We start from the raw sequence: 24,549 nt of genomic DNA, 5'->3' as shown, positions 1-24,549 counted from the left end.
TTGACCGCACCACCGACAACAAGGCGAAAATTAATGGGGCGCGGCCGTCGCTTACCATAGGACGATACTCTTGCTTAGACTGCTTAATTGTCTCCCTCAGCGCCGGACTCTTCTTCATGGCTCTCGCCGCGCTGGCATTGATTTGCTTCCCGGGTTCTGTTGTTCCCGAGATCACGCTGCTCAGGAATGAGACCACGTATTGTTCGTCTAAGGAGAAGCCTGTGTTGCATTCCACGCAAATGGTAATAACTGGAAGTTCAGGTGGCCATGGCTTCTTCAAAAACCCCTTGGTGGGAACATGATCCCGGTTCGTCGTTAAGCCTGCCAACCCCCTGCCACAATGGACGCACCATGCTCGGTTCCTATCATCGAAGAAGTCGTTGATATGATCCAATGCTAAGTCCACTTAGTTTCGGCAAGAGCTTGCTCACTTATAATTCTGGCCAAAGCGGCCAGACACGAAATTTTCAATGGCACAAAATGATGCCACTCACGGGAAGTTCGAGCTTCCGGTAAGCTTACGCACTGAAAACTAAGATTTCGTCGAAATTTGGGTGTGAAAACAAAAACCCGCCAGCTTTTCAGCTGACAGGTTTCAGAGGTCTACGTCCTGCAGAACGGCACGGCCCCAGCCAGATGGCGGGGCCGCATTTTGTCGTTGGATATGGACGGGGCTAATTGGCGTCGTTGGTTTCCGACACCAGTGCGCCGTCGGACCACATGCCCGCGCTTTCTTGTCCGGTCGCATAGCGCATCGTGCCTTCGCCTTCGCGGCGGCCACGCACGAACGACCCTTCGTAGATGTCACCGTTGGCGTAGGTGGCGATACCTGCGCCGTTGATTTCACCGTCAGCCCAGTCACCGACGTAGACAAACCCATCGGGCAGGGTGATTGCGCCCTTGCCATGGCGCTGGCCGTTCAGAAATTCGCCAATATACAGGGTGCCATCGGCATAAACTGCCCGGCCATTGCCGTTGCGCTGACCTTCGGCCCATTCCCCTTCGTAGACGTAACCGTCGGCATAGGTCATTTTGCCCTGACCGTGATTTTTGGCGTTGAGGAATTCGCCCTCGTAGGTCAGCCCATTGTTATAGTTGGCCAGACCGGTGCCGTTGATCACGCCATTGTCCCAATCGCCTTCGTAGCTGGAGCCGTCAGGATAGGTGATCTTGCCCTGACCATCGGCCAGATTGGCCGCGAATGTACCCAGATAGACCGAGCCGTCGGGATAGGTGACTTCGCCTGTGCCTTCGATTTGGCCGTTGACCCAATCGCCGGCATAGACATACCCATCGGTGCCGCGGAAGGTGCCGGTGCCGTCACGGCGATCATCGGCAAATGTGCCAGTGTAGGTGTCGCCGTTGGCATAGGTGACTTTGCCCATACCTTCGCGCCGACCGGCAACCAGATTGCCCTCGTAGACATCGCCGTTGGTTTGGTTAAGTTTGCCCAAGCCCTGAATTTGCCCATCGACCCAGTCGCCGGTGTAAATCAGGCCGTCGGCCATGGTCATCGTGCCGATGCCATCGCGTTCGCCAGCCTTGAGCATGCCTTCGTAGATGGCGCCGTCGGAATAGGTGATGCGCCCTTTGCCTTCCTTGACGCCGTTGATCCACGGGCCGTCGTAGACGTAGCCATCGGGGCTGGTCATGACGCCGGTGCCGTGGTGCATGGCGTTGCGGAATTCGCCCTGATAGACGACGCCGTTGGCGTATTCGGCGATCCCGGACCCTGTGATGTTGCCATCTACCCAGTCACCTTCAAAGGTGCCGCCATCCGCGAATGTGATTCGTCCCTGACCTTCGGGTTTGCCTGCCGCAAAGCTGCCTTCGTAGATCGAGCCGTTGGGAAAGCGCGCGGTGCCTTGGCCGCGGATTTCACCGTCGGACCATTCGCCGGTGTACTGGTAGCCGTTGGGCAGGGTGTAAGTCCCGGTTCCGTCTTGCTTTCCGTTGATAAAGGTCCCTTCGTAGACACCGCCATCATCGTATTGTTTTGTCTGGACTGTCTGCGCATATGCTCCGCCAGCCAGCCCCAATGCCAGAAGGGCCGCGGCCACGCCTTTGGGTAATCCAAACATACTCATCCATCTCTCCGATCAAATCTTGGCAATGATAGCCTAATTGAGGGTCTGCAGTCTGACAACGCCTAAGCGGGCCTGCCATCTACAATTGCAATCTCGACCAATCGACTTTCCACTGCGCGTCAGTCTGCTACATCCTTGGCAAGGCATTGGGACAAAACTATGACAAAAACATTTCGTCTGACGATGGCGCAGCTGAATCCCACCGTGGGCGACATCACCGGTAACGCAGCACAGGCGCGCGATGCGTGGCAACAGGCACGCGATGCGGGCGCGGATATGGTGGCCCTGCCCGAGATGTTCATCACGGGCTATCAAACGCAGGATCTGGTCCGCAAGCCGGGATTTGTTGCGGATGCCATGCGCCAGCTGCACGCGCTTGCCGTGGCGTGCGCTGACGGGCCTGCCATGGCGATCGGTGGCCCGCTGCCCGAAGAAGACCGGCTGTATAACGCGTATTTCGTTTTGAAAGGCGGCAAGGTAACCGCCACGATGCGCAAGCATTTTCTGCCAAATTTCAACGTCTTTGACGAGGTGCGCCTATTCAAGAGCGCCGATATCGCCGGGCCCTATGTGATTGGCGACGGTCCCCGCATCGGCAGCCCGATCTGCGAGGATGCGTGGTATCCCGATGTGTGCGAGGCGATGGTTGAAACCGGTGCCGAGATTTTGGTGGTGCCGAATGGGTCGCCCTATTTCCGGGGGAAATTCCCGATCCGCATGAATAATATGGTCGCGCGTGTCGTCGAAAACGATGTGCCGCTGGTGTATTTGAATATGGTTGGCGGGCAGGATGATCAGGTATTCGACGGCGGGTCGTTCGTATTGAACCGGGGCGGGCGGTTGGCGTTGCAGTTGCCGGTTTTTGATACCGCCATCGCGCATGTCGATTTCCGGCAGACCGATCAGGGCTGGGAGGCCGTGCCGGGCGACAAGGCCACATTGCCCGATGACATCGCGCAAGATTACCGTGTCATGGTCGAAGGTTTGCGCGATTATATGCGCAAGACCGGGTTCAGGAAGGTCCTGCTGGGCCTGTCGGGCGGGATCGACAGCGCGATTGTCGCAGCGATCGCGGTCGATGCTCTGGGCGCGGGCAACGTGCGCTGCGTGATGCTGCCGTCGGAATACACCAGTCAGGGGTCTCTGGATGATGCCGCCGCTGCGGCCAACGCGCTGGGCTGCACCTATGACAGCATCAGCATCGCAGGCCCGCGCGCCGCCGTGACCGAAGCGCTTGCGCCGCTGTTTGGTGATTTGCCTGCCGATCTGACCGAAGAAAATATTCAGTCCCGGCTGCGGGGGCTGCTGTTGATGGCGCAGTCCAACAAGTTTGGTGAGATGCTGCTGACGACCGGCAATAAATCCGAGGTGGCGGTGGGCTATGCCACGATCTATGGCGATATGGCGGGCGGGTATAACCCGATCAAAGACATGTATAAGACGCGGGTTTTTGCAACGGCGCGGTGGCGCAATGAAAACCACCGGGCGTGGATGCAAGGGCCTGCCGGTGAGGTGATCCCGGCGGCGATCATCGACAAACCACCGTCGGCAGAGCTGCGCCCGGATCAGCGCGATGACGACAGCCTGCCACCCTATGACGTGTTGGACGGCATACTTGAGATGCTGGTCGATCGCGATGCATCGGTCGCGGATTGCGTCACGGCGGGCTATGACCATGCGACGGTCAAGCGGGTCGAGCATCTGATTTATATCAGTGAATACAAACGGTTCCAGTCTGCGCCGGGGCCGCGTTTGTCGCACCGGGCGTTCTGGCTTGACCGGCGCTATCCGATTGTGAACCGCTGGCGCGATAACGGCTAGGGTCCTGCCGTCGGGATCAGTTGCAGCGGAATACAGCCGAGGACATGACCGGGTGGGCAGGGCGGCCTTATAATCGGTCCGACCCATGCACAGGTGTAGTCCGTCTGCATAGGCCGCCCCTGAACATCAGGCCAGCGCCCTTGCGGATCGAAAGGAATATCCAATGAAAATTCTTACCCTTGGCGTCGCTTCGGCGATTGCGATGACTGTTGCCGCGCCATCATTTGCGCAATCCGCAGAAGCGCGCGCCGGTGCGGAAATCTCGGCCCGCATCACGCCCAGTGAGTTCGCCCCGTCCGTTGGTGTGCTGGAACTGAACCAGCCCGTGATCATCGAAGGCTGTCTTGAGGACGTGAGTTGGTGCCAGATCAGTTTCGATGGCCAGACTGCGTGGGCGTCGGCCACGTATCTTTATGTGGAAGAAGACACAAAGCCTGTCGCGCTGATCAATCGCCCAAGCACGCTGTCTTTGACCACTGTCACAGTCCCGGATGAGGACGCGACCCAAGCCGAGCAGAACAAAGCGGCGGCTGCCGGTGCGACCATGGGTTCGCTTGTCGCGTTTGCAGTCGGTGGACCGGTCGGCGGGATCGTGGTCGGTGGTATCCTTGGGACAGTCGCTGCGGTGTCGGCGGTTGAACCTTCCGAGGAAACCCTTGTTTTCGTGACAAGCAACCCGGTCGAAACCATCTATCTGAACGGCGAAGTTGTCGTCGGGGCCGGTGTTCCCGCCGAGGTCGCGATGTACGATGTGCCCGCGCAGCCGGAGTTTCGGTATCTGAACGTGAACGATCTGACGGTGCTGGTGGACGCAGAGACAGGCACGATTGTGCGCGTCCTGCGTTAAGCCGCGAGATGAACATGAAAGGCCCGGCGCTTTGCTCCGGGTCTTTTTATCTGTAGGACCGCCCCCGACCGGAGTTATCTTGATGATCAGCCTGCATACGACACCCGAAGGATTTTCCGCCGTGGATTGCGACCGCCTGAGCGGCTTGGCGGCGGCGGCGCCAGCGCAGGATGCGGGGCTGGTCGGCCGCGCGCGCGACCATAACCTGCGCCGTGCCGATCTGGTCTGGACCGACGATATTCCGGGCGCAGAGTGGGTAATGGACCGGATCATCGATCTGGTGCGCGGTGCCAACCGGCAATTCGGTTTCGACCTGAGCGCGTTTCACGAAAGCCCGCAGATTGCGCGCTATGATGCCGCCCGGGAGGGGCATTTTGACTGGCATGCCGATATTGGCGACGGCCCCTTTGCCCGTCAACGCAAGCTGACGATGGTGGCGCAAATGTCCGATCCTGCCGATTACGACGGTGGCCAGCTTGAGATCATGCCCTCGGCGCAGGTGCATCGTGCGGCAAGCGCGCGGGGTACGGTCACGATTTTTCCAAGCTATGTTCTGCACCGGGTCACGCCCGTCACGCGCGGTGCGCGATTGTCGCTGACGGTATGGGCGCATGGGCCGGCCTTTCGGTAACGGGCTGCCGCGAAATGCCGTTTGTCCGTGACTTGGCCGCATCACCCGCTAAGTCACGGACAAAGGCGGCTGACGATGCGCCAGGCCGCAGCAAACCGGACAAATCTCAATGACACACCCTGATACCCCGCACGCTGGTCGCTGGCTTGCGATGGCCGCCCTGCTGATGGCGAATTTCATCAACCTGATTGATGTCACCATCGTCAATGTGGCCCTGCCCAGCATGCAAGAGGCGTTTGACGCCACCGATAGCCAGATTGAATGGGTTGTTGCGGTCTATATTCTGACCTTTGCGCTGTTTTTGTTGCCGATGGGGCGGTTGGGTGATGTTTTGGGCCGCAGGCGCATGTTTCTGGCGGGCGTGTGCGTGTTTACGGTGGGATCGACCCTGTGTGGTGCGGCGCCCGGTATCCTTGAACTGGTCGGCGCGCGTGTCGTGCAGGGGATCGGCGGGGCGATGATGATCCCGCAGACCTTGGCTATTGTGCCCGCGCTTTTTGCGCCCAAAGAACGTGGATTGGCGTTTGCGCTGTTTGGTCTTTCGGCAGGGCTTGCTGCGGTGACGGGGCCGGTCTTGGGCGGGTTGCTGATTGCCGGCGATTTTTGGGGGCTGGGGTGGCGCCCCATTTTTCTGGTCAATATCCCCGTCGGGGTCATCGCTGTCGCGGCCACTCTGCGCTATGTGCCCAAATTGCCGGGCAACGCGGATCTGCGGCTTGATTTTGTTGGCGTGCTGATCGCGGGGGCCGCATTGCTGCTGGTGCTGTTCCCGATGATCGAAGGGCGGCAGGTCGGCTGGCCGTGGTGGTGCTGGCTGATGATGCTGGCGGCTGCGCCGATGGCGGTGGTTTTTGTGATGTGGGAACGCGCCCAAGCGCGCCGGAATGCGCCGCAACTGATCCCGGCAAGCCTGTTTGCCAATCGCAGCTTTATGATGGGCACGGGGCTGGTGATGTTGGTTTTTGCGGGGATTCCGGGCTTTTTCCTGACGCTGGCGATCCTTTTGCAGGTCGGCAACGGAATGACACCGCTGCAATCGGGGCTGACGACGTTGCCTTTTTCGATCGGTGTGCTGCTGGCGTCGGTGGCATCGGGCAAGATGGGTGTGCGCTGGCCGCGGGGGCGGATTGCGGTGGGGGCCTTGTGTCTGGCTGCTGGCATGATCGGCCTGCAGTTCGCGGTTCCCGGCGCGGGTGATGTGCTGTCGCGCAGCGCGCTGATCCTGCCGTTGATTGTCGCGGGGATCGGGCTGGGCACGGGGATATCGCCGCTGTTCCAGACGGTGCTGGCCAATGTCGAGGGGCGCGATACGGGATCAGCGTCGGGGGCGCTGCAGGCCTTTCAACAGGTGGGTGGCGCGCTGGGGCTGGCGGTGATGGGCGAGGTTTTCTTTTCCACGCTCAAGGCGCAATTGCCCGGTGCGACCGACCCGGTGGCGGTGTATTCGCATGCGCTGTCGCTGGCGATTTTATTTTCGACCTGTTCGTTCCTGCTGATCGCCGCATTGGTCTGGCGTTTGCCGGTGCCGGGACTGGCCGATAAACGCACCGCAGGGGCACCGAAGGTGGACAAACCGCAGCCATTATGAGAAGGGCGTTGGCCAACAGGAGATGACTTTATGACCACCACCAGATTCGCCCCTTCGCCCACCGGTTGGATACACATCGGCAACCTGCGCGCCGCCTTGTTCAACTATGCAATTGCGCGTCAGAACGGTGGCGAATTCATCCTGCGGATCGACGACACCGACCCGATCCGGTCGAAAGATGAATATGTCGAGGGCCTTAAGCAGGACCTGACATGGCTGGGTATCAAGTGGGACCGGATGGAGCGGCAGTCGCTGCGCATGGACCGCTATCTGGAGGCCAAGCAACAGCTGATCGACATGGGCCGGCTTTACGAATGCTTTGAAACCCCGACCGAGCTGGACCTGAAGCGCAAAAAGCAGCTGAATATGGGCAAGCCGCCGGTATATGATCGCGCGGCACTTGTGCTGTCCGAGGCGGAAAAGGATGTGCTGCGCGCGGAACGCGGGTCGCATTGGCGGTTCAAGCTGGACCAGCAGCGGATCGAATGGGAAGACGGTATTATCGGTGATATTTCGATTGATGCCGCGTCCGTCAGCGATCCGGTTCTTTTCAAGAATGACGGGCAAATCCTGTATACGCTGGCATCGGTTGTCGATGACGTGGAAATGGGTATCACCGATATTGTGCGCGGGTCGGACCATGTGACCAATACGGCGACGCAAATCCAGATCATTCAGGCCCTTGGCGGGACAGTGCCTAATTTTGCGCATCATTCGCTGCTGACCGGTCCGCAGGGCGAGGCGCTGTCGAAACGGCTGGGGACGTTGGCCCTGCGTGATCTGCGCAAACAGGGGATCGCACCGCAGGCGGTGTTGTCGCTGATGGCGCGGCTTGGCTCGTCTGACCCGGTCGAACTGCGCAATGACATAACAGAGGTTGTCGCCGCGTTCGATTTGTCGAAATTCGGCTCAGCCCCGACGAAATTTGATGCCGCTGATCTGGTGCCGCTGACCGCGCGCTATCTGGCGACGCTGGACCACACGGATGTCGCCGATACGCTGAAAGAGGCGGGCGTGCCCGATCATCTGGCACCTGCGTTCTGGGCCGTCGTGCGCGACAACATCAGCAAGCTGGATGATGTCGCGCCATGGTGGGCGATGTTCCGCGATGGCGCCGCGCCGCTGGTCGATGATGAGGACACGGCGTTCATCGAAAAGGCTTTCTTCTTGCTCGATAGTCCGCCCTACACCCACGAGACCTGGGCGCATTGGACCGCAGTCGTAAAAGAGGAAACAGGCCGCAAGGGGAAGGCATTGTTCATGCCGCTGCGCAAGGCCGTCACTGGCCGCGAACGTGGGCCCGAAATGGCGGACCTGATGCCGCTGCTGCAAACAAAGCCCACATTGGGCTAACCCGCCGCGCCAACCTGACAGGTCGCCAGATACCGGTCCACGAGGTCGGTTTGATCCGGGGTCATCGGCTGATGGCGCGGGTATTGCGGTGCCGCGCGATCATTCAGGATGGGCGTGTCCCAGCCGGCTGTCGTGGCAAAGAAATCTGCCACGCCGGGCACCCCGTAGACCGCCAGATAGCCATGCACGACGACATCAAGATAGCTGAGCAGGATCGGATGGTTGGCACCGGGCGGTGCGATATGGTGGGGGCTGACCTGATAGATGGCCGTGGTCGCGGGCGGGCCTTCGTGCAGAACGGTGGCGCTGACATCGTGCCTGTCATATGCGGCCTCTCGGGTGTCGAGGGCGGCCCAATCGGCGCCGGGCACACGGGCGATGATCCCGTCAATTGCGGTGTTTGTGTCGGGTTCCACCGACAAGAATGCGATCTGGCGCAGGTGCGTCTGGCGCCAGACCCGCCGCCAGCCCTGCAACCGCGCGGGCCGCAGGTCGGCGTAGGTATGGGTGGCGAGGTTGACCAGACTGCCATAGCCAAAGAACGCGGGATCGGTCATTCGCGTGCCCGCAGGACCCGTGCTGGTTTGGCCGCCAGCGGACGCCATGCAAAGGCGAGACCCGCCAGCAACGATGCCATCACGCCGCCCCCGATGATCAGCAGGGCGTTTGACCAGATCACGGTAAAGTCGCTTTCCATGATAAAGGTCGATACCGCCCAACCACCCAGAATGCCCGCGCCCAGTGCCACGACGCCAGCGGCAAGGCCCAGAAGGGCGGCGCGCAGGGCAAAGCTGGTCATGATGCGCGCGCGCGATGCGCCAAGCGTTTTGAGCACCGCCGATTCGAATGTGCGGGCCCGTTCGCCTGCTGCCGCCGCGCCGATCAGCACCAGAAACCCGGTGATCAGCGTGATCAACGCGCCGTAACGTGTGGCTGCGGCGATGCCGGTGACGAGTTCAACGACCTGATCAATCGCGTCGCGGATGCGGATTGCGGTGATGTTGGGGTATGCGGTGGCCAGATCGCGCAGGATCGCCGCCTCGGCCTGAGGTTCGGCGTAGACGGTGGAAATCCAGCTATGGGGTGCGCCTGCAAGGGCCGCCTCGTTCATGGCCAGCACAAAGCCGATGCCGGCCTCGTCCCAGCTGACGGTGCGAAAGCTGGTGATGGTCGCGGTGATGTCGCGTCCCAGAATGTTGATGGTGATCGTGTCGCCCAGCGCCAAGCCGATTTCGGCGCCCTCTTCTGCGGCAAAGCTGACTTGGGGCGGGCCGTCATAGCCTTCGGGCCACCACGTGCCTTGGGTGACTTCGGTGCCTTTGGGTATGGCGTCGGCATAGGTCAGGCCCCTGTCGCCGCGCACGACCCAGTGGCCGTCGGCAAATTCTTCGGCCGGTTGGTCGTTGATCCGGGTGATGATCCCGCGCAGCATGGGCGCGCTGTCGACCCGGCTGACGGCGCTGTCGCTGGCCAGCCTGTCGCGGAACCCGTCGATCTGGTCGGGCTGGATATCGACAAAGAAATAGCTGGGCGCGACGTCGGGCAGGTCATTGGCAAAGGATTGCCGCAGGTTGCCATCAATCTGGCCAACGGCGGCCAGCACCGTCAGGCCAAGCCCGAGCGATAGCACGACCGAAGTGGATTCACCGCCGCGCGCGCCGATCGACCCCAGTGCGAGCCGCAGCGCCGGACGCCCCCGCGCGATGATCCTGAACCGGCGGGCGATCCAGCGGATGATCGTGGCGGCGACGACAAGAATGACCAGCGACCCGGCAATGCCGCCTGCGGTCCACAGCGTCAGGAAGGCGGTCCCGGAGAACCAGATCGCAGCGCCGACCAACACGGCAATCAGCACCGCCATGGTGATCAGGTATTTCCACGCGGGCAGGGTTTTCGACGCAGCGAACGCATCGCGGAACAGGGTCGCTGCGCGGATGTCTTCGGTTTTGGCCAGCGGCCAGAGGGTGAAGATAAGCGCGGCCAGCAGCCCGTAAATTGCCGCCTCGATCAAGGGGCCGGGGTAGATGGCAAAGACCGCCGGGATCGGCAGCTGCGCCTCGATCAGGGGGGCGAACAGCACGGGTATGCCGGCCCCGATGATCAGGCCAAGGGCGACACCCAGCAGGGTCAGGACGCCGATCTGGATAAAGTAGGTCTGGAAGATGATTTTACGGGTCGCGCCAAGGGTTTTCAGCGTCGCAATAACGCCGGTCTTGCCTGCCAGATACGACCGCACGGCTGCCGATACACCGACACCGCCGACCGCTAGGCCGGACAGGCCCACAAGGATCAAAAACGCACCGATGCGGTCGACGAACCGCGCGGCACCACCAGCGCCCCTGCGACTGTCGCGCCAGCGCAGACCGGTTTCACGGAACTGCGCCTCGGCCGCGTCTTCCAGCGTTTGCAGATCGGCACCGGGCGGCAGGTCAAGCCGGTATTCCGTTGAAAACAGCGTCCCTTCGGCAAGCAGGCCCGCATTTGCAAGGTCATCGGTCAACACGATCGTGCGGGGGCCAAGGCCAAAGCCGCCGGCGGCATTGTCAGGATAGCGGTCAAGGATCGCGCGCAGGGTGAAATCCTGCGTCCCAAGGCGAAATCTGTCGCCGGGGGCAAGGCCCAATCGGTCGGCCAGCACACGTTCCATCACGGCACCATGATCGGCCAGCGCGTCTGGCAGGGGCATATCGGGGTTAAGTTCAACAGCGCCGACAAGCGGATAGGCGTTGTCGACTGCGCGGATCTGGGTCAGGCCGCGTTCGGCGCCACCGGCGCGATCCACCACGATCATCGACCGGAAATCAACGGTTTCCGAGACTGTTTCGGCGATGGTTTGCAGCCACGCCAATTCTTCGTCCCGCGCAAAGCGGTAGGTAAATCCAACCTCGGCGTCGCCACCCAAAAGGGCGGCACCGTCGCGTGTCAATCCGGCCTCGATCCCGGCGCGCACGGTCCCGACGGCGGCAATCGCTGCGACCCCAAGGGCAAGGCATGCGAGGAACACGCGAAACCCGCGCAGACCGCCGCGCAGTTCACGGGCGGCAAGGCGTGACGCGATGCGAAGCGTCATTCTGCGGCCTTTGCCATCGCGTCATCGACGCGGCCGTCGCGCAGGCGGATGATCCGGTCGCATCGCGCGGCCAGTTCGTTGGCGTGGGTGACCATGATCAGGGTTGCGCCATGCCGGTCGCGCAGGTCAAACAGCAACGCGATGATGGCCTGACCATTGGTTTCGTCCAAGTTGCCGGTGGGTTCGTCCGCCAGCAGGATGCGTGGGCGCGGTGCCGATGCCCGCGCCAGCGCCACCCGTTGTTGTTCGCCGCCCGACATCTGATTGGGGTAGTGGTTCATGCGGTCGGCAAGGCCCACGGCGTGCAATTCCGCCTCTGCCCGCGCGAACGCATCGGGCGCGCCGGCCAGTTCCAGCGGGGTCGCGACGTTTTCCAATGCGGTCATTGTCGGGATCAGGTGGAAAGATTGGAACACCACCCCCATATTATCCCTGCGGAAGCGTGCGAGCTGGTCTTCGTTCATCGCAGTCAAATCGTGGCCCAGGGCCATGATCGTGCCTGACGATGCCTGTTCCAAGCCGCCCATCAACATAAGGAGCGATGATTTGCCCGACCCACTAGGCCCGACAAGGCCCAACGTTTCGCCTGCCGCCACTGTCAGCGAGACATCATGCAAGATATCCACCCGCCCGGCGTTGCCGTCGAGCGATAGGTTGGCGTTGGTAATGGTCAGTACGGGGTCGGTCATGCGGGCGGCCTTTGATCGGGGACTATCCGTTGGATATGGGGCAGTTTACGGGCTTCGCAACCTAACTGTCGCGGTTTTGCTAACAACCGGTGCCGCGCATGCTGAAACTGTGACAATTGCGGCGCTGGGCGACAGTCTGACTGCCGGGTACGGGCTGCGACAGGGCGACGGGTTTGTGCCGCAGCTGCAGTCCTGGCTGGATGCGCAGGGCGCTGATGTGACGCTGATCAATGCGGGCGTGTCCGGTGACACGACGGCGGGCGGGCTAAGCCGGGTCACCTGGACCCTGACGCCCGAGGTTGACGCGATGATCGTGGCGCTGGGCGGAAACGACTATTTGCGCGGGCTGGACCCTGCGGTGAGCCGTGCAAATCTGGACGGTATATTGGCCGAGGGGGAAGCCGCCGGGGTTGATGTGCTGCTGGTGGGGCTGAAATCGGGATCGAACTATGGCCCTGATTATAAATCAGAATTCGATCAGATGTATGGCGATCTTGCTGCAAAGTATGGGGTGTCGGTCTATGCTGATTTCTTTGACGGGGTGCGCATGGCGGCAGGAACGCAGGCCGGCATCGCAGACTATATGCAGGCCGATGGTATCCACCCCAACGCGCAGGGGGTCGCGGTGATCGTTGCGGCTATCGGGCCACGTGTTTTACAACTGGTCACGGACGCCCAGGACGGCCTGGCGCAAGCTGTCGGTCTGGATTGAGGCGCGCAAGACGACAGGCGTGATGCGGCGGCGTCACTGCAAAAAAGGGCGTCAGCAGGTGACGCCCTTTTCGTAATTTAAGGTGCTGATTAATTAGCTAAAGTCAGGTTGATCGCGCTTTCACGCCCATCACGCCCTGCTTCGATGTCAAAATTGACCCTTTGATCATCCTTGAGGCCGGTCAGCCCGGAGCGTTCGACGGCAGAGATATGCACAAACACATCCTTTGAACCGCCATCGGGGGCAATAAAACCAAAACCTTTTGTGGTATTAAACCATTTGACAGTGCCTGAAGCCATGTCCTTGTCTTCCTTATATTTTTTTCCGCTCGCGTAATTGCAGCGGTCCGGCTCGGTCAAACTCGGATCGATAGACTGGGCCGATAAGCATACAGTGGTCGATAGGTTAACGTCGCTCTGGCAGGATGCCACGAGTCGTCACAAAATCAATAAATTTTCAGGGGGGTCGTTATCTCGGCAGACAACCGCCGGGGAGGTGGGTGCGCATCATGCTGCGCAACCCGTTCTTTTCAAGCGCGATTTACGCGAGTGCGAGGTTGATCGCAGATTCGCGACCGTCACGGCCGGATTCGATGTCGAAAGTGACCTTCTGGTCGTCTTTCAGGCCAGTCAGGCCGGAACGCTCAACAGCGGAGATGTGAACGAAAACGTCCTTGGAACCACCATCGGGAGCGATAAAGCCGAAGCCTTTAGTAGAGTTAAACCATTTCACGGTGCCAGTAGCCATCGTGTTTTTCCTTTAGTATCAATGCTGTCCGCGGAACTGCGACAGCTTGGCTTAGTCAGTGCAATATCGATAGACTGTAGCCTTGAAGGAAAACAGTGGGTCGAGAAGGATAACGTCTGCATCCCCCATGTGGCCGCTAACGCAGGAAAAATCAAGTGTATATTTAAGGTTACCTGCGCGTCGGCGGAATATCTACCGCTTGGAAACCCGGCAGCGGGGTGACATCAGGCCCCCCTGCGCGGGCGGTAGGCGGTTGTCACAATCGTTGCCATCGCAAAGATGCACACGGCATGCCAGCCAAAGAACCACATTTGCCCAGCAAACGCGTTTTCGGCGTAGGATGCCGCAAAGCGCATTTTGCCGATGTGGGCCACGGCGTAGGCGCCAGCGGTCAGGGTGGTAAAGCTTAACACGCGCAGGCTGTAGTGTGTCCGGGATGTGATCAGGGCCAGAATCGCGCCGATTGCGGCACCCCAAAGCAGCGCTTGGTCGGCCCAGAACGGATGTGCCCCGAATCGCAGCGGCAGTTTCAGGGCATAGGCCGCAGCGGCAGCCGCGAACCCGATCGCGATGGCAATGACGAGCCGCATGGTGTGTCCTTGTTTTTGGTTGCCCGATCAGCCTAGCGCGTTGAGCGCGAACCTGACATGCCAGCTACGCAAACGTGAAGGGGCGGTGCTGATGGCGGCCCTTTTGTTACAGATGTCATCGCGCGCCGACCTTGCCCGACTGATGGGTCGGGCTGACCCTGGTGGTTTGGCAAATGAGCCGCCCACTTTATCGCCCGTATTCCAGTTCCGATATGCGAGCTTCAAGGTCTTCTAGCGTATTTCGCAAACGTGATTGGTCCCGATCCATCTCGGTGACAAGAAATGTAAGACTGTCCAAAGCGCGCTTGATGTTGGATTGTCGATCCATGGCATCATTAAAGATGCGGGCATTTTGCGATATCAAATCTGAATTGCCGTTGATGATCCTCGCCTGCTCGTTCAGGCTGTTGGCCTGTTCGTTATGTAGGCATAGCAGATAATCTAACGACTTATTAACTGCACTGGCAAAGTCAAATCCCGTGCCTTGATAGCAATAGGAGTGACCGACAGAAGGTAATTGGCTGAATACCAACGCGGTCACTCCACTTTTCCACATTCTGGACTACCGCACAAACTTCTTGTGCTTCATCCGCTTCGGTTCCAGCGCGTCTGCGCCGAGCCGGGCCTTCTTGTCCTCTTCGTAATCCGTGAACCCGCCTTGGAACCATTCGACATGGGCGTCGCCTTCGAAGGCTAGGATATGCGTGCAGATCCGGTCGAGGAAGAAACGGTCGTGGCTGATGACCACGGCGCAGCCGGCGAAATCGACCAATGCGTCCTCGAGCGCGCGCAGCGTTTCGACGTCAAGGTCGTTGGTCGGTTCGTCGAGGAGCAACACGTTGCCGCCGGATTTCAGCAGCTTGGCCATATGGACCCGGTTGCGTTCACCGCCTGACAGCAGGCCGACCTTCTTTTGCTGGTCGCCGCCTTTGAAGTTGAACGCCGAGCAGTAGGCGCGGCTGTTCATCTGCGCGTCGCCCAGCGGAATGATTTCGGCACCGCCGGTGATTTCCTCCCAGACGGTGGCGTCGGCGGCCAGCGCATCGCGCGATTGGTCCACATAGGACAGCTTCACGGTGTCGCCATATTCAACCGTGCCTTCGTCGGGTTCGGACTGCCCGGTCAGCATGGAGAACAGCGTGGATTTACCCGCGCCGTTTGGACCGATCACACCGACAATGCCGCCGGGGGGCAGATCAAACGTCAACCCTTCGATCAAGAGCTTGTCGCCCATGGCCTTTTTCATACCGTCAACCGCGATCACCTTGGACCCCAGACGCGGGCCGTTGGGGATAATGATCTGGGCGCGGCCCATCTTTTCGCGCTCGGACTGATTGGCGAGGTCGTTATAGGCGCTGATCCGGGCCTTGGATTTGGCCTGCCGGGCCTTCGCGCCTTGCCGCATCCATTCCAATTCGCGCTCCAGCGTGCGCTGCTTGGATTTATCGTCCTTGGCTTCGCGTTGCAGCCGCTTTGCCTTGGCCTCCAGCCAACTGGAATAATTGCCTTCGTGCGGGATGCCCGACCCACGGTCGAGTTCCAAAATCCAGCCGGTGATCGCATCCAGGAAATAGCGGTCGTGGGTCACGATCAAAATCGTGCCCTTGTAGTCGATCAGGTGCTGTTGCAGCCATGCGATGGTTTCGGCGTCCAAATGGTTGGTCGGTTCGTCCAAGAGCAGCATGTCGGGCGCATCAAGCAACAGTTTGCACAGCGCGACGCGCCGCTTTTCACCGCCCGAAAGCGTGGTCACATCGGCATCGTCCGCCGGACAGCGCAAAGCCTCCATGCTGATGTCGATCTGCGCGTCGAGGTCCCAGAGGTTCTGCGCGTCGATCTGATCCTGAAGGGTGGCCATTTCATCGGCAGTTTCTTCGGAATAATTCATGGCGACTTCGTTATAGCGATCAAGGATCGCCTTTTTGTCGGCCACACCCAGCATGACGTTTTCACGCACGCTCAGGGTCGCGTCCAGTTCGGGTTCCTGCGGCAGATAGCCCACGCGCGCGCCTTCGGCGGCCCATGCTTCGCCGACGAAATCCTTGTCCTGACCGGCCATGATCCGCATCAGGGTCGATTTGCCGGTGCCGTTCACGCCGACAACGCCGATTTTCACGCCGGGGAGGAAATTCAGGCGGATGTTTTCAAACACCTTTTTCCCGCCGGGATAGGTTTTAGAGACGCCGTCCATGAAATAGACGAATTGATTGCTGGCCATGGGTGGCAGTTCCTTTTGATAAAGCTTGTGCATCACTTAAAAGCTGAGAGGCGCGCAGGCAAGGGGAGGGGGTCAGTTGGGGAGTGCGAAGGCGTCGAGGTGCTGGGCGATTACCCGAGCGACCATTTCAGGTTTCGCATTTCTCCATTCGTTTGTTGCGTAGCGGGACAATTCATCAGCCGAGAGTGCTTCCACGCCATCCAGATACGTCTGCCAGCGATGTCGAAGGTATTCTGCCCTTTGGAGGCTCGAAGAATTGCCATTCCAGTCGAATAATTCCGCGATGAACTTGTAACGCATGTCGCTCTGTCGGGCCAATTCGATCCAAGACGGTCGCAGAACTTGAATGATCATCAATCCGCCAAGGAAATCACGGGCATCGCCTTGTTCTGATAGGTTCATAGAGGTGGTAGCGATTAGCGAGCCCAGCCTTTCCATATCACGTAGCGTAGGATGAGCGTGAGGTCCGAGCAGTTGAAGATAGTCACGGAAATAGCTGAATGTACCTGCATCTATCTTCAATGTTTCGCAAACGTATTCGAAGTGCTTAAGGTAGATAGACTGCACCTGACCGCTATAGCCACGTGGTTGGATCGGCATCCTGATCTGCACGAACTTATGCAAATATCTCTCCGCATCAATCCCCGCACCGTACCGCGCGCGGACGCTGTTGGCGAGTTCGTGCAGGTTGACGCCAAGCACAAAATGAACGCCGGGGGTGGCGAAGAAGTGTTTGATGACCTCTAGCAATTGCAGGGCATAGTCGGGGCGGCAGCGGTCGAGTTCGTCGATGACGATGACCAGTTTCTTTTGTGGTGTGCCGTCGTTGTCCGGTTCGGTCAGGGCCTTTAGCGCGTCGCGGAATTGTTGCATGGCGGCGCGGCGACCGTCTTCGCGTTTCCAGTAGGCTTCGGCGGCTTTTTCGACGTCCTTGGCAGATTGGTTAATTAGTGCGCCACCGATTGCGCCAGCGGCTTCGGTCCCGCCGGCAGTTGCAGCCGCCAATCCAAGGCGCGCGGCCAAGGGGAGAATCTTATATGCAGCAAGACGCAGCTTTTTCAGTGCCCCGCGCGCTGGGCTGTCAGGGGTCAACCTGTCCGTCAGCGCGCCGGTCAGGGCGATCAGGGGGTCGTCCAGATAGTCGTTTTCGAACGCATCGAAATAGAGCGTGGTGGCGGTGTGACTTTTCTCCCTTAGATGCTCACCCACCCAGCATTGCAGGAACACCGATTTGCCGCTGCCCCACCCGCCGTCAAGCGCCACGACCAGTGGGTCGTCGATGGATTCCAAGAGTTTGGATAGCCTGTCGGCGAGCGGTTTGCGGTCAAGTTTGTCGTGACTTTGCAGGCCGTCCTTGTAGAGGGTAATCTGTGGCGGTGGCAGGGTCAGTTTCAAATGTTTGGCCTTTTCAATCACGGCGACCGGACGGAAAAATACCGTGCCGGTCGTGTTATCGCCCGACTTTAGCGTGCATTTGGGTTGGCGACGAGCCACAACTTTTCGCAAGTGCGGGGCGGGACAATTGGCTTTTAAAATCCTATACGCGGACTACTTTGGCTGTTTATAGCCGGGAGGGCAGGAAATTAAACCGTACTGACGCAACGTCAAAAGTTTATTAACTGGTTTGGGCCGAATTGCGTATAATTGCACGCAGTGGCCGGATGAAGCCGCATCTGAGCGGGGGTTTCCACCCCGCCAAACCGCGAAAATAACAACAGGGACATTGCTATGAGTAAGACAACATTTGTCGTCGGCCTTGACGGCTCTGACGCGGGGGCGCGGGCGCTTGCCTTTGCCCAAGACCGCGCCAAGGCTGTTGGGGACTGCACGATCGCACTTTGCTATGTGATTGAATGGTCGCCATTCAGTTTTCAAACCCCCGAAGAAAATGAGCAGCGTCACAAGCGCCGCGAAGAAGAGATCGAGCTGGCCCATAGCCGCGTGGTCGACCCTGCCGTGACCGCCGCCAAGGCGGAAGGCTTTGATGTGGTCGGTATCGTCAAGCATGGGGATGCGTCCGAAATTCTTGATGCGATCGCCAAAGAGCGTGGCGCGGCGCAGATCATCATCGGTCGCGTTGGCACACGCGGTTTGAGAGAACGCATTTTTGGTGGCGTGACAGGTCGATTGGTGGCTTCGGCCTCGGTCCCTGTGACGATCATTCCATAAGGGGTAGAGACATGAAAAAACAAATATTTGCTGCGGCCACATTGGCCGCCCTTTCGCCTGTGGCGGCTGTTGCGCAAGAGATGTCGATTGATGATCGCGTCAATCAGATTTTTGCCAGCTCGACCGGTTGGTTCGTCAACCTAATCTTTGCACCGCTGCCATTCGAGGTTGCGGGGGCCAGTTTCCCGTGGATCGTGATGTGGCTGGTGGTCGGCGCGACCGTGTTCACCATCTACTTTGGTGCGATCCAGTTCCGCGCGTTTGGGCACGCGATTTCATTGGTCAAGGGTGACTATTCAGACCCCAACGATGCGGGCGAGGTCAGCCATTTTCAGGCGCTGACCACGGCGCTGTCGGGCACTGTCGGCCTTGGTAACATTGCCGGTGTGGCGGTGGCTGTCGGGATCGGTGGCCCCGGTGCCACGTTCTGGATGATCCTTGCCGGTCTTTTGGGCATGGCGTCCAAGTTCACGGAATGTACGTTGGGTGTGAAGTATCGCAACGAATATGCTGATGGCACGGTTTCCGGCGGCCCTATGTACTATATGGTCAAGGGCTTTAAGGAACGGAATTTGCCCGGTGGTGGTGCGCTTGCTATTCTTTTCTCGATCTTTTGTATCTTGGGGGCTTTGGGCGGGGGCAATATGTTCCAAGCCAATCAGGCCCATGCGCAGATTTCGGGGATTGTCGGGGACTATCCGGGCTGGATCACCGGCCTGATCTTTGCTGCGGTGGTTTTTGCCGTGATTGTGGGTGGTATCAAATCCATCGCGCAGGTCACTGAAAAAGTCGTGCCGTTCATGGGTATCCTCTATGTCGGTGCCGCGTTGATCATCCTGCTGGTGGAATACGACAAGATCGGCTGGGCCTTTGGCCAGATATGGGCAGGTGCGTTTACCGGTCTGGGTGTTGCGGGTGGTTTCGTCGGCGCGTTGATCCAGGGCTTCAAGCGGGCGGCGTTTTCGAACGAAGCTGGTGTGGGTTCGGCGGCCATCGCACACTCTGCCGTGCGGACCAAGGAACCTGTGACCGAGGGCGTCGTGTCCTTGCTTGAGCCGTTCATCGACACCGTGGTCATATGTACGATGACGGCGCTGGTGATTACGATCTCTGGCGTGTTGGTCGTTGATCCTGCGACGGGCAACTTTGTCCTGAACGAAGCAGGCACGGCGATCCAGACCATTGACGGATCATCGGGTGTGCAACTGACATCGGCGGCCTTTGCCACCGGGTTTAGCTGGTTCCCCTATGTGCTGGCTGTTGCGGTCGTATTGTTCGCATTCTCGACCATGATCAGCTGGTCCTACTATGGCCTCAAGGCCTGGACCTATCTGGTGGGTGAGGGCAAAACAAAAGAGCTGATCTTCAAGCTGATCTTTTGTGTGTTCATCGTGATCGGTGCGGCAGCCCAGTTGGGTGCTGTGATCGACTTTTCCGATGCGATGATCTTTGCGATGGCCGTGGTGAACATCACCGCGCTCTACTTCCTGATGCCAATCGTGAAGCGCGAGATGAACAGCTATTTCAGCCGTTTGAAGTCTGGCGAGATCGTCAAGCACAAGCACTAGGTCGACGGACATCGCAGAAAGGCGCGCCGGGCAACTGGCGCGCCTTTTGCGTTTCAAAGCGGGATGACCATCCCGTCTTTGCCAAGGTGGAGCGGTCCCGCCCAATGCACCCGCACGGCATCGTTCCAATGCGTGTCGGTGAAATCCGGATCGCCGTCGGGCACAAAGTGGTTCAGGGCGAGTTGCCCGACCCCGGCATCCCGCGCAATCCGGCCCACGTCCGTCGCGTCCGTGTGGCTGTTCAGGATGTGGTGGCGCAGGCGGTCATCACCATTGGTCATACGCGCGCACAGCGCCGCGACGCCATCGCGCAGCATCGCCTCGTGGACCAAAAGATTGGCACCGCGTGCGAAATCGGCCATTTCGGGCATATAGGCGGTATCGCCTGAGAGAACGACCGATGTGCCGCCCGCGTCAAAGCGCAGTGCATAGCTGTCGGTGATGGGCGGATGGACGTTGCGCAGCGCGCGGACCGTGATCCCGTCGTAGGTGGCCGCGTCGGCCAGCACGCTGATCTGGGCAAGGCTGGCGAAATCGCAGCGCCCTTCGTCACGTATCCGCAGGTCGATGTCAAAGGACATGGATTGCACAAAGCCCGCCCAATAGGCATCCAACCCCTTTGGCCCGATCACGCGAATGGGCCGGTTCAGCCCGGCGGTCCAGGCCGTATGAAAGAACGGGCCAAGTTCAAGGTAGTGATCGGAATGCAGGTGGGTGACAAAGATCATGTCGATGCCGGTTAGCGGCACGCCTTGATCGCAGACGCCACGGGTGGCGCCCAGACCCGCATCGACAAGGATCGTCTTGCCGCCCAAGCGCAGCAGGATCGACGTGGGCATATGTGACCCCGGACGGATCGCCGGGCCACCTTTGACGCCCATCAGGGCAAGGGTATTTGTCATTGCGCGGTCCTTTTCGGCCAGTCTTGCAGATATCCAGTCTTGCAGACAGGCGGTGTGTTTGGCTAGGTCCGGGCACAAAAATGCCGCGCAACGGCAAGCGCTGCGCGGCATTTCTTAGGAATAAGAGCCGCTAAAGCTCCATCTTGGATGCGTCAGAGTACATGCCGACAACGGTGTTCATATGGCCGGTCATCGTATTCGCGCCGTTGAACATGATGCTGCGTTGTTCATCATCAAGCACCTCGCCTGCGGCCGCACGCGCAACGATGGGCTGGATCGTGCCCCAGTCGGCCAAGACGATGGCAAGGCCGGCTGAAATGTCAGCCGTCGGCGGTGGAACGATTCCTGCGTCGTCCATGCCGCTACGCAGCGCGCCAAGCGATATATCGAACATCTGTGCGGCGTCGTTCAATTCCTCGATGGCGGCGACGACGGTCATGCCCGATGCAATCAGGCAGACGTTTTTCGACATACGCTGGGTCAGCATGCGCTGGCGTCCGGCGATGTCGATTGTGATCGCATCACTTTGTAAAAGCGCGGTCGGGTCGGAATACTGTCCCGATATTTCGCTTACCATGCGTTGTGCCATTTTCAGCACGTCGGCACTTTGCTCGGCCAGGGTGGCCACTGTTTCGGCGGTGCCACCACCGGTTCCGATCTGGTTGGCGGTGTCGCGCATCGGCTCCCATAGTTCGCGCAATTTGCCCAAGCCGACGATCGTCTTGCGACGCTCTTCGACGCCGATGACCCCAAGGGTTTCATCGCCAAACTCGAGCGCGTGCATGATGGCGTCAAATTCGGCAATCGCGGCATTCATGACCGTATTGCTTGTCGCGCTTTCGATGCCGGCGGTATAATTGCAGGCCGCTGCCGGTATGCGCTGGCTCAGCATCCGCAGTTTGCCGGACAAGTCGATGCGTTGGCTGGCACCTGTGTCTTCGCGATATTGAATCATTTGTAGCTGTTCGGGCGTCAGGGCCTGTGCCTGCATCGGCGTGGCAAACCCCACGCTGATGATCAGTGCCGTGGTCAATCGCGACCAGCCTGCTGTTATTGAGGGTTTCAATTCTCTCTCCTTATTTATCACGCCAACCTCACATCAAGAATGTCGGCGGTTGAGTTTGTGTCCATTGCACCACAAAGGGATGGCGCCTGCGGTCCGCGCGTTCGGTGCGCTGACTTCTGGGCTATGGTATGTGTGTGACTGTTTTGCGGTGTTGAGCACCAACATCGGCTTTCCTAACTTTTCAAACCTGAGGAGTATGCCCTCAAAACGGGGGCCAGATTTTCTTGATGGTTAATGGCCAGAGCGGTCGCAAACCTTGTTTGTCGTCAATAAACGGTTCTGACAAACGGGCTCTGGATCGTCGGGCGCGGCTACACTGTGCAGATGGGCACCTTTGCGCCCACGTTCTGTTGTCATGGGGCACCGGGCGTCAAAACCTGACGCCCGGTGCCGTATTTCAGCGATTACTCGGACTGAATCCACACTTCGACACGGCGGTTGATCCGACGCTCGTTCTCGGTGGTGTTACAGGCGGACGGCGCAACTTCACCGTAACCTGCCGACGCCATTTGGACACCGTCCAGACGACCCGCCGAAAATTCCGTGAGCGTCGCCATGACCTGCTGGGCGCGGGCAATCGAAAGATCCCGGTTGCTGTCGAACGCGCCGACATCATCAGTGAAGCCCACGAACAGGATCTTGGTGCCTTCTGGCTGTTTCTCGAGGTAGTCGGCAAGACGCGCGAGGTTCAGCAGACCGCGTGGGTCAAGTGCCTGCGAGCCGGTGCGGAAGCGGAAGGTTGTCGACAGGCGGTCGTAGTACACCATTTGCGACAGCATTTCGCGCATGATCCCGCCTTCGTAGGCATCGACATTGGGGTCAAGCAACTGTCGGGCACGGTCGCCGTCAAGCTCTTGGGGGCGCCGATCAACGCCAAGGTCGATAAAGCCCGCCTTTGCTATGACTTCGTCGGCATCATCCGAGGTCGAATAGTCCAGGAATGCCTTTGCGGCGTCTTCGGCCATGTCTTCACGGCTGTACAGATACAAGAAACGCTGCAGGGCGTATTCTTCTGTCCGCGCCGAGAAAGCGTCGGGCGACATCGTCAGTCCGCATTCGTTGACCAGCTTGACCGCTTGTGCGCCACGCTGGAAGGCGTAGCCGACAAAGCCAATCGCGTCAGGATCTTCGTTGACGAAGGCGGCGGTGTCGTTGTTGCTGGCGATGATTGTCGCACTGCTGAGTGTCGCCGGGGCGTTGTCGCCAAAGACGCGATCGCGGAAAACGGCGCCTGTACCCGAACTCTCGGGGCGGTCAGATACTTTGATCGGGCGATTGGCACCGTCGACTTCGGACCAATTGGTGATCTGCCCCCCATAGATGCCGCGCAATTGGTCCATCGTCAGGCGGGTGACAGGGTTTTCCGGGTTCGTGATCACGATCAGACTATCGACCGCGATGATGTGTTCTTGCGATGGGCTGACCATGTTACCTGCACCGGCATCGCGCAGGGCGCGTGCTTCGTCCGGGGTAATGCGGCGCGAGGCCATACCAACCTGCGCGGTGCCGCTCAGCAGTGTGCGGAACGCATCGCCTGAACCGGTAGACGTGACAAGGTAGCTGCCAACGGGATCGCCGAAACCTTCTTCACCGACAAGTTCTGCAAGGATCTCGTCGTCGGCACCTGTGGCGGTGACCGTCGCCTCGGCGCCCAGATATGCGGCGTAACCAGACAGCAGAAGCGGCATCACACCTTCGCCGACTGTATCGGAACCGGCGAAGCGCACGTCGGCGGTCGTCGATGCGAAGTCAGGGCAGGATTCACCTTCGCAGCGAACGCGGGCAGCAGAAATCCGCAGATCACCCAGCCCTGTGCGGATGACATAGTTGTTGTCGGCGAAGTCGATAAATTCACCAATCAGGTTTACGGTGCCGTCCGCTGATTTCAGCGTAACCTCACCGGCCCATGTTGCCGCGGGCGTCAGCATTGCCGCCGACAGTGCCAGCGCGGACACGACATTACGTTTATTTGAAAGGACTTTTAAAGTCATCTCTATTCTCCATTCACTTACCATTTATGCTCTGCGCACCAATTTAACCAAAGATAATCAAGGCTGTTGTTTGCAGCTGTTTGCGCAGGAACACCTGTGCGACCGACCTCAAATTGATCGAAATTTGTGCAGAAATTGAGGCGAAATGATGCCAATGTGACCCAATGTAAAATTTCGCAAATCGGCCATTCGGCCAGCCGTTCCCCGGGTTCGATTTGGACCGTTCGGGGCGGCAGCCCTGCGGTGTGCCGTCCGGCGCGTTTCCGGCGGTTCGGTCCAAATTTCTGCCGTATCGACGGAAAAATCAAAAAAATAGCGAAAAAAGTTTGATATTCTTGGCTACCGCCACATTTTCCCGCGCCCGTTTTTTTTTTATGCTGCTTTTCCGGGGGGCAAAAAAATCTACCTTGGCCGGTTTTGCGGGCCTGCTTTTGGGGGTCGGTTAGCATCAGTTGCACTACAAATGCCCAGCGTTCGCCACAATCGGCGGTCGGCACACA

General features: G+C 59.4%; 23 protein-coding genes. 8 read left to right on the top strand and 15 right to left on the bottom strand.

Annotated elements, in window-relative coordinates:
- Both QZ196_RS11490 and QZ196_RS11485 read right to left on the bottom strand, forming a co-directional pair.
- A partial coding sequence (locus QZ196_RS11490; protein ID WP_296426539.1) for a hypothetical protein occupies positions 1-394 on the bottom strand: 394 nt, incomplete at its 3' end.
- A gap of 280 nt (positions 395-674) precedes the next feature.
- A complete protein-coding gene (locus tag QZ196_RS11485; protein WP_296426537.1) occupies positions 675-2,087 on the bottom strand; it encodes a 2-isopropylmalate synthase in 1,413 nt (470 codons plus the stop codon).
- Positions 2,088-2,246: 159 nt separating this feature from the next.
- Between QZ196_RS11485 and QZ196_RS11480 the strand changes: the two genes are divergently transcribed.
- The 5 genes from QZ196_RS11480 (at position 2,247) to gltX (ending at position 8,327) form a co-directional block, all read left to right on the top strand.
- A complete protein-coding gene (locus QZ196_RS11480) occupies positions 2,247-3,908 on the top strand; it encodes an NAD+ synthase (protein ID WP_296426536.1) in 1,662 nt (553 codons plus the stop codon).
- 163 nt (positions 3,909-4,071) lie between these two features.
- Entirely contained in the window at positions 4,072-4,755 is a 684-nt protein-coding gene (locus tag QZ196_RS11475) for a DUF1236 domain-containing protein (protein WP_296426535.1), read from the top strand.
- Between the two features lie 82 nt (positions 4,756-4,837).
- Complete coding sequence (locus QZ196_RS11470; RefSeq protein ID WP_296426533.1) at positions 4,838-5,386, top strand: 2OG-Fe(II) oxygenase; 549 nt, start codon at positions 4,838-4,840, stop codon at positions 5,384-5,386.
- A gap of 109 nt (positions 5,387-5,495) precedes the next feature.
- Positions 5,496-6,974, top strand: a complete 1,479-nt coding sequence (locus tag QZ196_RS11465; protein WP_296426532.1) for an MFS transporter — start codon at positions 5,496-5,498, stop codon at positions 6,972-6,974.
- Positions 6,975-7,004: 30 nt separating this feature from the next.
- Positions 7,005-8,327, top strand: a complete 1,323-nt coding sequence (gene gltX / locus QZ196_RS11460) for a glutamate--tRNA ligase (protein ID WP_296426531.1) — start codon at positions 7,005-7,007, stop codon at positions 8,325-8,327.
- On the opposite strand, the gene QZ196_RS11455 is transcribed toward gltX, so the two are convergent.
- Genes QZ196_RS11455 through QZ196_RS11445 form a run of 3 tightly spaced genes read right to left on the bottom strand, consistent with a single transcriptional unit; the run spans position 8,324 to position 12,086 of the window.
- On the bottom strand, positions 8,324-8,884 hold the full coding sequence (locus QZ196_RS11455; RefSeq protein ID WP_296426529.1) for a gamma-glutamylcyclotransferase family protein: 561 nt from the start codon (positions 8,882-8,884) through the stop codon (positions 8,324-8,326). The genes gltX and QZ196_RS11455 overlap by 4 nt on opposite strands.
- Positions 8,881-11,397, bottom strand: a complete 2,517-nt coding sequence (locus tag QZ196_RS11450; protein WP_296426527.1) for an FtsX-like permease family protein — start codon at positions 11,395-11,397, stop codon at positions 8,881-8,883. The genes QZ196_RS11455 and QZ196_RS11450 overlap by 4 nt, the downstream gene beginning before the upstream one ends.
- Positions 11,394-12,086 carry an ABC transporter ATP-binding protein gene (locus tag QZ196_RS11445; RefSeq protein ID WP_296426526.1) on the bottom strand — a complete coding sequence of 231 codons (693 nt, stop codon included), beginning with the start codon at positions 12,084-12,086 and terminating at the stop codon, positions 11,394-11,396. Before QZ196_RS11445 ends, QZ196_RS11450 begins: the two co-directional genes overlap by 4 nt.
- Here QZ196_RS11445 and QZ196_RS11440 point away from each other — a divergent pair.
- Entirely contained in the window at positions 12,085-12,798 is a 714-nt protein-coding gene (locus QZ196_RS11440) for an arylesterase (protein ID WP_296426524.1), read from the top strand. The genes QZ196_RS11445 and QZ196_RS11440 overlap by 2 nt on opposite strands.
- Before the next feature lie 89 nt (positions 12,799-12,887).
- Here the strand turns inward: QZ196_RS11440 and QZ196_RS11435 are convergent, their stop codons facing one another.
- The 6 genes from QZ196_RS11435 to QZ196_RS11410 all read right to left on the bottom strand — a co-directional run bounded on the left by QZ196_RS11435 (position 12,888) and on the right by QZ196_RS11410 (position 17,748).
- The gene (locus QZ196_RS11435; RefSeq protein ID WP_296426540.1) at positions 12,888-13,097 is read right to left on the bottom strand and encodes a cold-shock protein; all 210 of its coding nucleotides are present in this window, start codon (positions 13,095-13,097) and stop codon (positions 12,888-12,890) included.
- 241 nt (positions 13,098-13,338) lie between these two features.
- A complete protein-coding gene (locus QZ196_RS11430) occupies positions 13,339-13,545 on the bottom strand; it encodes a cold-shock protein (RefSeq protein WP_296426522.1) in 207 nt (68 codons plus the stop codon).
- A gap of 224 nt (positions 13,546-13,769) precedes the next feature.
- Positions 13,770-14,135, bottom strand: coding sequence for a hypothetical protein (locus tag QZ196_RS11425; protein WP_296426520.1), 366 nt, complete (start codon positions 14,133-14,135; stop codon positions 13,770-13,772).
- A 187-nt stretch (positions 14,136-14,322) separates the two neighbouring features.
- Positions 14,323-14,676: a hypothetical protein gene (locus QZ196_RS11420; RefSeq protein WP_296426519.1), complete on the bottom strand. Its 354-nt coding sequence runs from the start codon at positions 14,674-14,676 to the stop codon at positions 14,323-14,325.
- A gap of 21 nt (positions 14,677-14,697) precedes the next feature.
- Positions 14,698-16,353 carry an energy-dependent translational throttle protein EttA gene (ettA, locus tag QZ196_RS11415; RefSeq protein ID WP_296426517.1) on the bottom strand — a complete coding sequence of 552 codons (1,656 nt, stop codon included), beginning with the start codon at positions 16,351-16,353 and terminating at the stop codon, positions 14,698-14,700.
- A gap of 72 nt (positions 16,354-16,425) precedes the next feature.
- Positions 16,426-17,748, bottom strand: a complete 1,323-nt coding sequence (locus QZ196_RS11410) for a P-loop NTPase fold protein (protein ID WP_296426515.1) — start codon at positions 17,746-17,748, stop codon at positions 16,426-16,428.
- Positions 17,749-18,081: 333 nt separating this feature from the next.
- Between QZ196_RS11410 and QZ196_RS11405 the strand changes: the two genes are divergently transcribed.
- On the top strand, positions 18,082-18,522 hold the full coding sequence (locus tag QZ196_RS11405) for a universal stress protein (protein WP_296426513.1): 441 nt from the start codon (positions 18,082-18,084) through the stop codon (positions 18,520-18,522).
- Positions 18,523-18,533: 11 nt separating this feature from the next.
- Positions 18,534-20,090: an alanine/glycine:cation symporter family protein gene (locus tag QZ196_RS11400; RefSeq protein WP_296426511.1), complete on the top strand. Its 1,557-nt coding sequence runs from the start codon at positions 18,534-18,536 to the stop codon at positions 20,088-20,090.
- 53 nt (positions 20,091-20,143) lie between these two features.
- Here QZ196_RS11400 and QZ196_RS11395 read toward each other — a convergent pair whose 3' ends face one another.
- From QZ196_RS11395 to QZ196_RS11380, 4 genes are all read right to left on the bottom strand, one after another.
- Positions 20,144-20,992 carry an MBL fold metallo-hydrolase gene (locus QZ196_RS11395; protein WP_296426510.1) on the bottom strand — a complete coding sequence of 283 codons (849 nt, stop codon included), beginning with the start codon at positions 20,990-20,992 and terminating at the stop codon, positions 20,144-20,146.
- Positions 20,993-21,122: 130 nt separating this feature from the next.
- Positions 21,123-22,058 (bottom strand): type IV pili methyl-accepting chemotaxis transducer N-terminal domain-containing protein, encoded by a 936-nt coding sequence (locus QZ196_RS11390; RefSeq protein ID WP_296426508.1) that lies wholly within the window; start codon positions 22,056-22,058, stop codon positions 21,123-21,125.
- A 404-nt stretch (positions 22,059-22,462) separates the two neighbouring features.
- Positions 22,463-24,049 carry a phosphate ABC transporter substrate-binding/OmpA family protein gene (locus QZ196_RS11385; protein WP_296426506.1) on the bottom strand — a complete coding sequence of 529 codons (1,587 nt, stop codon included), beginning with the start codon at positions 24,047-24,049 and terminating at the stop codon, positions 22,463-22,465.
- A gap of 17 nt (positions 24,050-24,066) precedes the next feature.
- Positions 24,067-24,546, bottom strand: coding sequence for a hypothetical protein (locus QZ196_RS11380; protein ID WP_296426504.1), 480 nt, complete (start codon positions 24,544-24,546; stop codon positions 24,067-24,069).
- Positions 24,547-24,549 lie beyond the last annotated feature (3 nt).

Origin of the sequence: Yoonia sp., assembly GCF_017854565.1 — a bacterium.
GTDB lineage: Bacteria > Pseudomonadota > Alphaproteobacteria > Rhodobacterales > Rhodobacteraceae > Yoonia.
The sequence above is the reverse complement of the archived record's forward strand: the minus strand, read 5'-3'. Positions and strand labels throughout refer to the sequence as shown.

Coding starts and splice junctions, on each gene's coding strand:
- QZ196_RS11400 (WP_296426511.1), top strand. CDS start 18,534: ATGAAAAAACAAATATTTGCTGCGGCCACATTGGCCGCCCTTTCGCCT.
- QZ196_RS11465 (WP_296426532.1), top strand. CDS start 5,496: ATGACACACCCTGATACCCCGCACGCTGGTCGCTGGCTTGCGATGGCC.
- ettA (WP_296426517.1), bottom strand. CDS start 16,353: ATGGCCAGCAATCAATTCGTCTATTTCATGGACGGCGTCTCTAAAACC.
- QZ196_RS11475 (WP_296426535.1), top strand. CDS start 4,072: ATGAAAATTCTTACCCTTGGCGTCGCTTCGGCGATTGCGATGACTGTT.
- QZ196_RS11430 (WP_296426522.1), bottom strand. CDS start 13,545: ATGGCTACTGGCACCGTGAAATGGTTTAACTCTACTAAAGGCTTCGGC.
- QZ196_RS11395 (WP_296426510.1), bottom strand. CDS start 20,992: ATGACAAATACCCTTGCCCTGATGGGCGTCAAAGGTGGCCCGGCGATC.
- QZ196_RS11470 (WP_296426533.1), top strand. CDS start 4,838: ATGATCAGCCTGCATACGACACCCGAAGGATTTTCCGCCGTGGATTGC.
- QZ196_RS11440 (WP_296426524.1), top strand. CDS start 12,085: ATGCGGGCGGCCTTTGATCGGGGACTATCCGTTGGATATGGGGCAGTT.
- QZ196_RS11485 (WP_296426537.1), bottom strand. CDS start 2,087: ATGAGTATGTTTGGATTACCCAAAGGCGTGGCCGCGGCCCTTCTGGCA.
- QZ196_RS11385 (WP_296426506.1), bottom strand. CDS start 24,049: ATGACTTTAAAAGTCCTTTCAAATAAACGTAATGTCGTGTCCGCGCTG.
- QZ196_RS11425 (WP_296426520.1), bottom strand. CDS start 14,135: ATGCGGCTCGTCATTGCCATCGCGATCGGGTTCGCGGCTGCCGCTGCG.
- QZ196_RS11455 (WP_296426529.1), bottom strand. CDS start 8,884: ATGACCGATCCCGCGTTCTTTGGCTATGGCAGTCTGGTCAACCTCGCC.
- QZ196_RS11405 (WP_296426513.1), top strand. CDS start 18,082: ATGAGTAAGACAACATTTGTCGTCGGCCTTGACGGCTCTGACGCGGGG.
- QZ196_RS11450 (WP_296426527.1), bottom strand. CDS start 11,397: ATGACGCTTCGCATCGCGTCACGCCTTGCCGCCCGTGAACTGCGCGGC.
- QZ196_RS11445 (WP_296426526.1), bottom strand. CDS start 12,086: ATGACCGACCCCGTACTGACCATTACCAACGCCAACCTATCGCTCGAC.
- gltX (WP_296426531.1), top strand. CDS start 7,005: ATGACCACCACCAGATTCGCCCCTTCGCCCACCGGTTGGATACACATC.
- QZ196_RS11480 (WP_296426536.1), top strand. CDS start 2,247: ATGACAAAAACATTTCGTCTGACGATGGCGCAGCTGAATCCCACCGTG.
- QZ196_RS11435 (WP_296426540.1), bottom strand. CDS start 13,097: ATGGCTTCAGGCACTGTCAAATGGTTTAATACCACAAAAGGTTTTGGT.